Source organism: Eisenbergiella sp. OF01-20, assembly GCF_003478085.1.
GTDB lineage: Bacteria > Bacillota > Clostridia > Lachnospirales > Lachnospiraceae > Eisenbergiella.
The window spans coordinates 78999-91092 of record NZ_QUES01000019.1 but is presented as its reverse complement, the minus strand read 5'-3'; the positions used below and the strand labels follow the sequence as shown (position 1 = coordinate 91092).

The 12094-nt window shown below is 39.6% G+C and carries 9 protein-coding genes; all 9 read left to right on the top strand.

Features of this window, described 5'->3' with window-relative positions; all coding sequences use genetic code 11:
- Positions 1 to 440 precede the first annotated feature (440 nt).
- On the top strand, positions 441 to 2258 hold the full coding sequence (locus tag DXA36_RS20170; protein WP_182479184.1) for a VirD4-like conjugal transfer protein, CD1115 family: 1818 nt from the start codon (positions 441 to 443) through the stop codon (positions 2256 to 2258).
- Positions 2259 to 2271: 13 nt separating this feature from the next.
- Positions 2272 to 2568, top strand: a complete 297-nt coding sequence (locus tag DXA36_RS20165) for a helix-turn-helix domain-containing protein (protein WP_118681271.1) — start codon at positions 2272 to 2274, stop codon at positions 2566 to 2568.
- A gap of 282 nt (positions 2569 to 2850) precedes the next feature.
- Entirely contained in the window at positions 2851 to 5463 is a 2613-nt protein-coding gene (locus DXA36_RS20160; RefSeq protein WP_147366630.1) for a hypothetical protein, read from the top strand.
- Positions 5464 to 6129: 666 nt separating this feature from the next.
- Complete coding sequence (locus tag DXA36_RS20155) at positions 6130 to 7359, top strand: MFS transporter (protein ID WP_118681269.1); 1230 nt, start codon at positions 6130 to 6132, stop codon at positions 7357 to 7359.
- Positions 7359 to 7976, top strand: a complete 618-nt coding sequence (locus tag DXA36_RS20150; RefSeq protein WP_118681268.1) for a TetR/AcrR family transcriptional regulator — start codon at positions 7359 to 7361, stop codon at positions 7974 to 7976. Before DXA36_RS20155 ends, DXA36_RS20150 begins: the two co-directional genes overlap by 1 nt.
- 693 nt (positions 7977 to 8669) lie before the next feature.
- Positions 8670 to 9128 (top strand): hypothetical protein, encoded by a 459-nt coding sequence (locus DXA36_RS20145; protein ID WP_147366629.1) that lies wholly within the window; start codon positions 8670 to 8672, stop codon positions 9126 to 9128.
- Positions 9115 to 10110 carry an arginase family protein gene (locus DXA36_RS20140; RefSeq protein ID WP_118681266.1) on the top strand — a complete coding sequence of 332 codons (996 nt, stop codon included), beginning with the start codon at positions 9115 to 9117 and terminating at the stop codon, positions 10108 to 10110. The genes DXA36_RS20145 and DXA36_RS20140 overlap by 14 nt, the downstream gene beginning before the upstream one ends.
- Positions 10111 to 10146: 36 nt before the next feature.
- On the top strand, positions 10147 to 11043 hold the full coding sequence (locus tag DXA36_RS20135) for a hypothetical protein (protein WP_118681265.1): 897 nt from the start codon (positions 10147 to 10149) through the stop codon (positions 11041 to 11043).
- On the top strand, positions 11018 to 12043 hold the full coding sequence (locus DXA36_RS20130; protein ID WP_118681264.1) for a class I SAM-dependent methyltransferase: 1026 nt from the start codon (positions 11018 to 11020) through the stop codon (positions 12041 to 12043). The genes DXA36_RS20135 and DXA36_RS20130 overlap by 26 nt, the downstream gene beginning before the upstream one ends.
- Positions 12044 to 12094: the final 51 nt, after the last annotated feature.

Below are 12094 nucleotides of genomic sequence, written 5' to 3'. Positions count from 1 at the left end.
TCGTAGCCATTGGTATGTTGTTTTTACTTTTGCTTTAAATGTTTTATAACTAAACAACGAATTCCGGTTTTCCGATTAGTCCGCCATGCACCTCGATTTCGCTGACGCTCCATCTCGGTCACAGGCTTCGCCCTATAAAAAAGGTCAAAATCAAATTTGCTTATGTGCGAGCACAACGCAAATTCGCTTTCATCCTTTTTTGCATGGCTCATTGCCAACGTGCAACTTCTCATTTGTTGAAGAGAGAGAGCAGGATTGCCAATTCCCTCTTTACTTTTATAATTGAATATTCGTCTTTCATCGTTTGCGGCCCATCAAGCAGTAAGTCTTTCCTAAAGATTTGCTGCTTTTTTTTATGTTTTCTTTTCCTGTTGGGGAATGGATAAGTCTTACCATCTTTGTTTCAAGCACAATAAATTTACTTTATAAAGGAGGAATCCATGCAGACACCACAAATTGTACTGCTCCTGGTATGCGGCCTGGGGATGTTCGCTGTCATCGGCGGATTATCCATGCTGGCCCACTATTACACACTGGATGGTATCAAATCCCGGATCGTAGGGGACGGCCAGTACGGTACGGCACGCTTTGCTTCCGAAAAGGAGATTCAACAGACCTATTCCCATGTCCCCTACGATCCAAAACGGTGGAGGCGTGGAGAAAACCTGCCTTCCACCCAGGGCCTGGTAGTTGGGTACCGGAAAAAGGGCGGTTCCTTAACCGCCCTGGTAGACAGCGGCGACATCCACTGCCTGATGATTGGAGCCGCAGGCGTAGGGAAAACCGCCTTCTTTTTATACCCCAACATCGAATATGCCTGTGCCTCCGGCATGAGTTTCCTCACCACCGACACCAAAGGAGATCTGTTCCGCAGCTATGCCGGGATTGCAAAAGACTATTACGGCTACCGGATTTCTATCCTGGATTTGAGAAACCCCACCCGCTCGGATGGGGACAACATCCTGATGCTGGTCAACCGGTACATGGATGCCTGGCTGGCCCATCCGGAGAACCTGGCTTACAAAGCCAAAGCGGAAAAGTATGCCAAAATCACAGCAAAAACCATCATCTGCTCCAACGGGGAGGATGCCGGCAGCTATGGGCAGAACGCTTTTTTCTATGATGCGGCGGAAGGGCTGCTTGCCAGTGTGATCCTGCTCATTGCCCAGTACTGCCCTCCCCCGAAGCGCCATATCGTTTCGGTGTTCAAGATGATCCAGGATTTGCTGGCCCCGTCCCCGGTTAAGAATAAAAGCCAGTTCCAGCTCCTGATGGACAAGCTGCCCCCGGAGCATAAGGCCCGTTGGTTTGCGGGCGCTGCCTTAAACTCAGCCGATCAGGCCATGGCCTCCGTCCTGACCACCGCCATGTCCCGCTTAAACGCCTTCCTGGATTCCGAACTGGAACAGATCCTCTGTTTTGACGGCTCCCTGGACACGGAAACTTTCTGTAACGAGAAGTCTGCCATCTTTCTTGTACTTCCGGAAGAGGACAACACCAAGTATTTCATGGTGAGCCTGTTCCTGCAGCAGCTCTACCGGGAGATGCTGACCATCGCCGATGAACACGGCGGGAAGCTTCCCAACCGGGTGATGGTGTTTGCTGATGAGATCGGGACCATACCCAAAATCCAGTCCATGGAAATGATGTTTTCCGCCGGACGTTCCCGCCGGATTTCCATGGTGCCGATCATCCAGAGCTTTGCACAATTGGAACGGAATTACGGGAAGGAGGGGGCCGCAATTATCATCGACAATTGCCAGGACATCCTGTTCGGCGGTTTTGCGCCGAATTCGGAAAGTGCAGAGATCCTGTCCAAAGCGCTGGGAAACCAGACGGTGATGAGCGGATCCATATCCAGGGGAAAGAATGATCCCAGCCAGAGCCTGCAGATGATCCAGCGGCCGCTGATGACGCCGGATGAGCTGAAAACACTTCCCAAAGGGCAGTTTATCCTGGCAAAGACAGGCTGCAACCCCATGCGGACAAAGCTGCCGCTGTTTTTACACTGGGGGATTTGCCTGGATAAAGAGTTTATAGAGGAAGAGCGTGCAGTTCGGAAGGTGGTTTATGCAGACCGGTATGAACTGGAGCAGGAAATCGCCAGACAGAGCGGGGAGGAAGAGGAGGATCTCCCCGAGTGGCGGCAGCCCGTTTCACCGGCAGATGAAACGCCGTACAGAATACGGCGGGATCCTTCCCGGGTTCCCAGGAGGCCTGTGGAACGGGCTGGAAAACCGCCGCTGCGGACGGATTAACAGGAGGTTAAAAATGGGATATTTTAAATACATTTACCGGGAAAACCTTCCCCACCGGGCGAAAGCCGTCTATATGTATCTGCAGGACCGGGCGGATGCGGAGGGGAAATGTTTTCCGTCGATTGGCACCATCGCACGGGAGCTGAACCTCTCCCGCCGGACGGTGGAGCGTGCTATTGCGGATCTGGTGCAGGCAGGGCTTCTAAGGAAAGAACAACGCTGGCGGGAGAATGGAGGGCGGAGCAGCCTGCTTTATACCATACGCTGCAGGCCTCCGCCGGGGACGGACTCCATAGAAGGAAGAGGCTGACAGGCTGCCGGAAAGAAGGGGGAACCGGATCCGTCTGTTTTTTGGGCAAATACGCGTGGGGTGGGATCTGCCTCCCCGGTGCCATATGGGATATGCCAGGATGACGTATGCTGGAAGGGAACAAGAGAAGAAAAGACAGCGCAGAGAAAAGAGAATAACCGGGAAGGCACGGAACAGGAGGAGGAAGAGGGAAGAAGCATTGTGGTTTATGCTTCTTTTTTCATGTCAGGTAAGAAAAGGGTACCGTTGCCTGCCTTAACCGTTACAGAAAAGGAGCAGAGAATGAAAAAGAAGGAATGGAGTAAAAAGGACAGGAAGCTTCTGGCGGGGATTGTCCTGCTGGTGGTTTTTATAGCTGTTTTAGTAACCGGATTAGCTGTTTCCCAAATGCAGGAGGGAAGGGGGGATATGCAGGCCGAAATGGCGGAGGCGCTGGAGGCAGGGGGGATTCCCTGGCTGTCCGGGGACGACGGCAGGATACCGGCCATAGCGAACATAGCCTGTGAGGTACTGGGAAAACTGCCGGATGGGACGGCAGGGGAAGAAAGTGTCTCCGCTTTGCGCGAAGCTTTTCTTCAGTCAGGGGTTTTGGCCGAAAAAGAAGCAGGAGAACTGGCGGAGTGGACGGTAGATTTTTATTCTGCGCATAAGGAGTCCGCTCTTTCCCCGTCGGATCAGGGGGACGGTTCCGGAATGGTTGTGCAAAACACATGGACTAAAGAGATGAAACAGGATCTGACTGCAATCTCCGAATATCTGACACAGATGGATCAGAGTATAACAGAAAACAAAGAAGAAATTTTGCACCTGACTACCGTGCAAGATGGCGGTTATGCCAGCCTGGAGGAACATGTGGCAGACCTGCAGCTTACAATCAATGGCCTGAAGGAGCAGTTTACAGCTTATGAAAATCAATTTGACTGTACGCAGAATTCCAATACGGAAGTATATGGTGAAATTCAGATGCAGTTGGAGAGCATCCAGGATGAGATGGATACGGTGCAGACAGAGCTGACAGAACGGATCCATACCGCAGACACCAACAGCGCAGACCGGTATGAATCCATCAAAAATACAGTCGATAAGCTGGAGACTTCTGTGCGTGAGAAGCTTGTTGCGGTAAACCAGGATATTACAAAGCTTCTGGAAGAACTGAGAAAAACAGGGGAGCAGGAGAACAAGGATCTGCTTATAAATCTGGAGGAATCCCAGGAAGAGCTGTTGCTGGTACTTGATACGCTGCACTCTGCTTTCGCATCGGCGTTAAAGGAAGCCTTTGAAACCCTGGAGGCCCAGCTGGCGGAAACAGATACCGGGGTGAATCAGCTGCTGTCCAATCTGGAGAAGGCCCATACCGATATTTCCCATACCCAGGAGGAGATTGCAGGGGTATTGCAGGATATGGACGAGTTGGATACCAGCAGGATGGAAGAGATTCTCGCACGGTTTACAGGAATCCAGACGAACCTTTCGGAAATCCAATCGGTAATGAACCGGTCACATGAAGAAATCAAAGAGATGATAGAGGCCCTGCAGTCATCCGAAAATGAAAAACAGCAGGAGCTGCTAGCCACTCTTACCCGGATGGATACGTCTTTTTCTGAGACAAGTACCGGAAATCTGGATCAGCTGATCCTTACCCTGCAGACGCAAACGGAAGGGATCCAGAAATGGTTTGCGGATTTGAGCAGCCATGTAGATCAGAATTTTCAAAGCCTTACAAATACAGTAACCAATATCGGGGAGAATGTGGCCAGCAATAAGGAGGAAATGGTAAGCCGGTTTGAAAATCATTTTTCTGATTTATCTACTTCAGTCAGCAACGTGAACCAGGCTGTTGAGGGTAATCAGGGAGAGCTGCTAAACCGGATTGCAGAACTGGAGAACCATACTTCGGCAGGCTTCTCCCAGCTGGAGCAGGATGTGCAGTCGGTTTTTCAGCGTGCGAGTGATGGCAAACAGCTGTTGGCATCCGCATTGCTCGCAAAAAACGTACCGATAACGAAGGATGCCACGTTCCATGAATTTTATGAGGCCATCCTCCGGGTAGAACAGCAGCTGGTTATAGGCGTGGAGCAGGTACCCGGGACGATAAGCTATGATTACCACTATCATACCGGTGACAGTGAGAAGGGAAGCGGGTGCTATACAAAAAAGCGCTACCACCAGCATGGCCCGGCATGTTATTCGAAAGCCACCTGTACGGTAACCGTACATGGAAACGGAGGGTTCTGGAGTGAAGGCGATACCTGGTGCAGCTGCCATGGAAATGTGCATAAAATCAAACAGAATGTAATCCGTAAACATAGCAGCTGCGGGGCGGATGATAATTATGGCCAGATATCCTTTACCGAGCACCACGGCCCGGGAATCGATGGATTCCATGGCTATGACAGTTCCACGCATACCTATGACAGGCTGTCCTGCGGGAAGACAAATGCCACGTTTGTGGGCTGGGATGTGGGATGCGGCTTTGTGGATGGGCAGATCATAGGGGCGCATATCCTGTATGATCCGGAAGTCTATGTTGCTCCTGTTACACAGGTGGCAGTCAATGCTTATATACCGAAAAGGTATGAGGACTACGTAGCTATCCCGAATGACGAAGGGTCGAACCGGGAGGAAGAAGAAAGGGAATCGGAAATAGGGGAAGAGATGGGGACAGAAACGGTACCGGAAGAGACAGTGGCTGAAACGGAAACGCAGGATAGGGAAGAGCAGGGGGAGTCAAAAGAGCAGGAAGAAACAGGAGGGACAGAAACCGAAAGCAGCAGTGCAGCGGAACCGCCTTCTGAAGAAATGGAGTCACTGTCCGCCAATGAAGAGCCGGCAGAGGAAAAGGAACAGGAAGAGTCGGAAGCTGGTGATACCTCAGAAAGCTATAGGGAAGAATAGGGATTCTGATATTTACAAATGGGAAACAGGTAACGGTGTGTTTCTGGATTGTTATTCAAAAAGGCACAAGTGAGATGGCGATCACTTGTGCCTTTTTATAACAAGGAAGAATGCTAGGGGATTTATGCAGGAGGAGAACGCATGACTATGAAAAAGTGTTTATGGATTTTTTCCTTTCTAATTATAGCTCAGGTAGTTCAAATCTAAAAAAGCATAAAGGCAATGCATGGTGCGAATGATTGTTTTTATGATTGTGTAGGAATATCTTAAGTTTTTACAATAATGTAACATCGAAAAAAAATTCCATTAGAGGGGGAACATGAATGGCCAACTCTGACGAAATAGATAATAATAAAGGAATCAATACATCGTTCTTTTTAAGGGGAATTGAAAGGTAATCTCCACTTTCTGTTAAGGAGGGGAAATAGATCTAAAGCTTATGACGATTCGATGTATTGGCAGAAACCTCGGGGGAACAGTATTTTACCAGAGGAAATGCTTTGCTGGAGGTAAGAAATAAATGGGATGTAGCATTTGTATAAACAGTTAGGAAAGGACGTTCTTTGATAAATATTTTAAATAATATAAAAAAACACTTGTAAAAAAATAAATTTGAGGTATAATAAACTAAATAGTCAGTTTTTAATTTTGAAAGGTATTTAGTTTATGGAAAAAAAAGAAAAGTTTCTATCTATTAATGCTATATTTTTTTTTAGTGCATGTATTATTTTATTTCTTATCAATCAATTATACAGTGTTTTACAAGTGTCCCTGATTATGAAGAGTACTGGTTCCATATTATTGTTAAGTTCCGTTATGACCGCTATGGTAATACCAAGAATTTTTATATTACCGGTCAGTGGGTTTTTAACAGATAAGATGGGTATATTTAAAACTCTTGTTATTGGAAGCGGATTATTAGGTGTTTTGATGTTTTCCCTTTTTCTTGTGACTCAAATAAATATTGTTAATACAAATTTTATTTTTATTTTTGCAATTTTGTTTGGGGGATTAAGTGCAGCCCTATTACCAGCGCTCTATTCTGCAATCCCGGCGTTAGTAAATAGGGAGTATTTACAAAAAGCTAATTCAGTTATGCAGTTTATTAACCAAGGTTCTACGCTGGTAGGCCCTCTTGTAGCTGGAATCATTGTTGAAAAAACAAGCGATAAAGCATATCCGATACTGGCTATTGCTAGTATCACTGCATTGTTTCTTTTTGTTAAAGTAAAATACAAGGATAATAAAGAGAAAAGCGATAGTATAGATGAAGAGGGAGTATCGCCACAGGGATCCTTTAAGCATTTATTCAAACTTCCTATATTAATATTATTATTGATTTTTACTGCAATCCTAAATTTATGCATTATCGGTCCTCAACAGGTCGGTTACCCTGTAATAGCTATGATCAATCTTCCCGAAGGAGTGGATGGATATACGAAGTTATTATCTATGACGGGGCTGGGTTCTTTGATAAGTGCCATTTTAATAGGAAATATGAAACGAAGGCAAAATGCCCAATCAATTCGTATGATTTTAGGATGTTCACTTATTCTCGGTATTGTATGGGGGGTTTTCAGTTTCAGTTCTTCGAAACCGGTAATTCTGGGTGCTGTATTTATAGCCGGACTACTTTTGGGAGTCATAAATGTATTATTTATTACTACAATACAACAACTTACTCCAGATTTTCTTGTTGGAAGGGTAATGAGCATACAATTTTTATGCTCTACCGGTCTTCAACCAGTTTCATATATGATAACAGGAATAGTGCTTGATAAATTTAACATTAATAACCTATATCTTATTTCGGGTGGAGTTATTGTCTTTATATCGATTATCATATTGATTTTTACTAGCAAAGAAAATTATGAAATATATGCGGAGGTTTCATAGTGCCTAAGATATCAGAAGAAAAAAAGAAACAACGCCAAATGGATATACTAAAAACCGCTTTAGGCCTTTTTTCCAAAAAAGGATATTATGCTACATCAATAGATGATATTACAAGGGAAGCGGGCATTAGTAAAGGATTAGTATACAATTATTTTAAGAGTAAAGAAGAGATTTTTTTTGAATTAGCAGAGCACTGGAATGACTTTATAAATTCCCCTTCTCTTGGAGACACATTAAGTCAGGTTATATCTGAAGATATGACATTAACCGAAAAATTACTTTGTGTCTGGGATGAGAGTGTAAATGAGTGGACAGAGGATAATCTGAATTTTGCCAGAATTAAATTTGAATTTTGGCTTGAAGCATCAAAAAACGAATTACTTAGAGATAAAATGAAAGAAAATGCAAATACCAGTTTAGGGATCGTAGAAGAGATTATTTATAAAACAAAACCTAATATTGCGCCTGAAATTGTTGAAGCTTTTTCAAGATTATGGTGGTCACAAATAGATGGGTTAGTGGCATATTTTGTAAGCTACAATCTTTTACCACCCAAAAGAGAGATGACATACATCAGGAATATAATTTTACATATGTGTACCTATCTTGATGTTTAAATGTTAAATAACAAAAGAAGGAGGAATTCATTAATGGAGAAGGAAAATAAGCAGAAAGAAAAACCGTTGACAGCTGAAGAATTGAAAAAGTTAGAATCTCAACGTAACTTAATCCGTTGCTTGATCAGATGCTGATTTTTCAAAAGGAATAATGATTCAATAACTCATTTGTTTAGCTCTTATCTTGATGTCTAAATGTTTAAGAAAAAGGAAGGAGGGATTCATCAATGGAAAAGGAAAATAAGCAGAAAGAAAAGCCATTAACAGCTGAAGAACTGAAAAAGTTAGAATCTCAACGTAACTTAATCCGTTGTTTAATCAGATGCTGATTTCAAAAGGCATAATAATAAAATCATAGTCATAATCAAAAACTGTAAACAGTCGAAAGAAGTTATGTATTTTATTCTTTTAAAAGTATGTGATGCAATAACTCATACAGTTCATAGTATTAAGAAGATATACATATGAGTTATTGCATCAGTTCCAAAGTTATTTAGTTAACTAAATGACTTTGGTGCTATAAAGAATAAACATATAAAATCTTTAGATATTTTAAATTTAAATCTTATTTGTTTAACAGGAGGCAATGATATTATTAAACTTTTATTAATCTTTTTATTATATATTATGATAATGATATTAATACATGAAATCGGACATGTTATTGCTATGTATATAATCGGCGGGAATTTCGTGGCAATAAATATAAAATTACCTAGGGTTCAAACCCATTTTATTTATCCAACAAATATGAGTTATAGACAATATGTTTTTTTTACTGTTAACGGTATTATATGCCAATGTTTGGCCAATATTTTAGTTTTAGTTTTTCTAAAAAAGGATGTACTTCAGCAACTAGCATTTTTAAATCTAAGTATTACATCTATTAATTTAGTCCCATTTTCAAATACAGATGGAGCATATTTATTTATGGGATATCCAACTAAATTTATGAAAGTAATTTTGTGGATCTTAGTATTCTTATTGAATTTAATTACTGTTATTGGCTTTTGTTTTTATTCCAGTAATTCAACAATAAAGAATGAGAGTTTTGTGCTGATGAAATTTCTTTACATTGTTGTTTGGATTCGAGTATTATTTAGAATAATCAAACTTACGAAAGAAGGAAATAATTTTGATGGAAAAATATGAAATAAGGTCAATAGAAAATGGCTTTATTTATCTTTATGACAAAAAAAAGAATACATATTGTAAAATTGATTATAATGAAAGAAAAAATCACTTTAGTGAAGAATTAGTACCCCCCTTTTTTTCATACTATTATCCATATTCAAATCCTGATGCAATAATCTTTGGTATTCCAGCTAAATATGGAAGTCGATATGATAGAACATCTGTAGATAAATTTCCCGAACAGTTAAGATTGTCATCAAACAGATTGCAATGTTTTAATAGTTATCCAATGCCATCGAATATAAAGATAACAGAGATAAAAAATAATAGAGTTTTTGATTGCGGAAAAATATTAGATTTGGGTAATTTATTGGCTGAAACACGACTGGAACTTAAAAAAAATATAAATAAAGCTGTATCATGTTCGACAGACGCAAATAAACCATTTATTTGCATTGGCGGAGATCATTCAATTGTATATGACATTATATACAATTTAGATAGTAAATTTTCAGGTCTTATAATATGGGATTTTGATGCCCATAATGATTTGTATCCTATCGATAGTGATATGGATCATGGAAATGTATTTTCTTTTATTTCCCAGTTGCCGTTTGTAGAAAAAATTATTCAGATAGGTAGTAGGGGGTTACGTGTAGAGAATCAAATAATTGATAATGGGAAAGTTATTAGAATATCAAAAGATAATAATGAAAATGAGCAAATTAAATTTTACTTAAATAAATACAAAAGTAAGAGTCATTATCTCTCCATTGATTTAGATTGCTTGGATCCATCAATTTTTCCGTATGTGGATTATGCAGTTCCTGATGGTTATTTTTTAAATGAATTTCTTAATTATATATCTATGATTATTCCAAATGTCGTCGGTTTAGATATTGTTGAAGGAAATTCTAAGGGAGATATTCATAATGGAGATTATGATATCCCACTTCTAATAATGATTACAGCTTTGAGCATATTTAGTCAAAGAAATTAAGTATTCATATCAATAACTATTTAAAGAGGTGACAAAATGGAAAATAGAATTCTTTCTCTGGATTACTTTTTAGCATTATCAAATATAATTAAGGAATTAAGATTTCTTGGTTATTATGAACCAATTAATGTGTGGAAAGAATATTGTCGAAAAATTGAAGAACAGGAAAAACATCGTATAGGTCCAGCTCAAAGTCTAAATTTTGAAAAGTTTTTAGGTTTTTCACTGTCAGATATTCGAATGCTATATTCAAATAAAGGATTTGCATTGGTTTTATATCATTATGGCGCACACCGTCATGTTGCACAACTATTTATAGAAGAAATGCATAAACTGAAAGCTGATAAAGATATATTATTGATAGTGGATTCAGAGTCATATAGTACAGAAAAAAATTTAAAGCTGTGGGGGGACTTTTATGAGGAAATGCGAGTGAAAATGGTAATTGCTGAACGGCCGGAAGTAGGGTTACAGATGGCTAAGCATGTTAAAAATGGAGGGGTAATAATTGTTTATTTAGACGGATTGACAGGTGTTGGTGATGATCTACATCCAATTCTATTACCTTTTATTAGTTCAACAATAGAAGTAAGGAGTGGACTATTCAGATTTTTAAATAAATTTAATATACCTGCAATTGGGGCAATTGAATCTAATGATGCTGAAATAACAGTATCTCGTCCTATTCTATCTAAAGATATTAATTTTACAGCTTCGTCGTTGATGAGTTTTTTTAGGGTTCATCTTATTAATAATCCGGCAAAATGGAGATTGTGGTATAGGCACCATAAATTTATAAAAGATACTCCAAATATATTAGGTGAAGATAATTACAAAGCTAATGCGATATGGAGCTGTAATGAAGTAAAACCTACACTTATTTTAGAAGAAGAAAAAGGTGATATTTATGAATACATGGACGAAAATAAATAACGAGTTTATCGTTCTGGATAATAAATCTGGTAATCCAACAAATTTAAAGCATTCTATAATTCCAAAGGAAAAACTTACTTTTAAATATTGGGACTATTTAGCATGGGCTGTTGCTACTTTAGATAATCCTTACATACTTTCTATTGGACATGGGGCTGGAACTTTTCTTAAAATACTCGAAAAATGGGGAATAGAATGTACTGGTGTTGGAATAGAAATAGATAAGGGCTATATGGATTTCAATACAGAAAAAGACAAGTTTATCATTAGATATTGTAATTTTAAAGATTTCGTTAAAGAGAGTACAGATAAGTTTGACTTGATTATTGTAGATGTATATGATGAAAAAGGATATGTAAGCGAAGCTTATGATGAACAATTTTTTTCTTTATATTTAAAATTGCTAAGACCAAACGGTAGAATTGTTTTTCACTGTGTTGAGTTTTCAGGTACGTTGCTCGCTACAGAAACGGAAATTAAAAAGGTTCCTTCTATCTTTATTACTATGATAATGTTAATAAAAAGTATGACATTAAAAGATATTTTTGTAATTCCAATGTGGAGTAGCTATTTGCTTTGGGTAGGAAATCTTGGAGAAAAAATAGATTCATGCTATAACGAAGTTAGGTGGCTGGATTTGTTTTTTAAAAATAGAATTATTCCTATAATCAGAGAAGTACATAATATTCCCCAAATTGAACGTCCATGGACATATACGAAAATACAAGATTATGAAAAATCTATTATAGACAACTTATTCTTAGAGGATCCTGATGTGTATTATAGGTTAACTGAAATAATAGAAATTATGGGACCTCTTTTAAACAACAAAGATAAATCTCTTGATTATAGTACTGCAGAATACTCTTTGAAGACTCTTGAAAATAAAGAACACTCTATTGAACATGAGCTTAGTTTTATTTATGCTTTGAACAAGAATTGGGAGAAAGCGATGGAACATGTAAGCAAATATAAGCTTAAAAATATATTTAATTATTAACATTAGGTGTAAACAATGATGTACTCATATGTTTCTTATTGTAGTGAAGGA

Coding starts and splice junctions, on each gene's coding strand:
- DXA36_RS20130 (WP_118681264.1), top strand. CDS start 11,018: ATGAATACATGGACGAAAATAAATAACGAGTTTATCGTTCTGGATAAT.
- DXA36_RS20135 (WP_118681265.1), top strand. CDS start 10,147: ATGGAAAATAGAATTCTTTCTCTGGATTACTTTTTAGCATTATCAAAT.
- DXA36_RS20160 (WP_147366630.1), top strand. CDS start 2,851: ATGAAAAAGAAGGAATGGAGTAAAAAGGACAGGAAGCTTCTGGCGGGG.
- DXA36_RS20170 (WP_182479184.1), top strand. CDS start 441: ATGCAGACACCACAAATTGTACTGCTCCTGGTATGCGGCCTGGGGATG.
- DXA36_RS20140 (WP_118681266.1), top strand. CDS start 9,115: ATGGAAAAATATGAAATAAGGTCAATAGAAAATGGCTTTATTTATCTT.
- DXA36_RS20155 (WP_118681269.1), top strand. CDS start 6,130: ATGGAAAAAAAAGAAAAGTTTCTATCTATTAATGCTATATTTTTTTTT.
- DXA36_RS20165 (WP_118681271.1), top strand. CDS start 2,272: ATGGGATATTTTAAATACATTTACCGGGAAAACCTTCCCCACCGGGCG.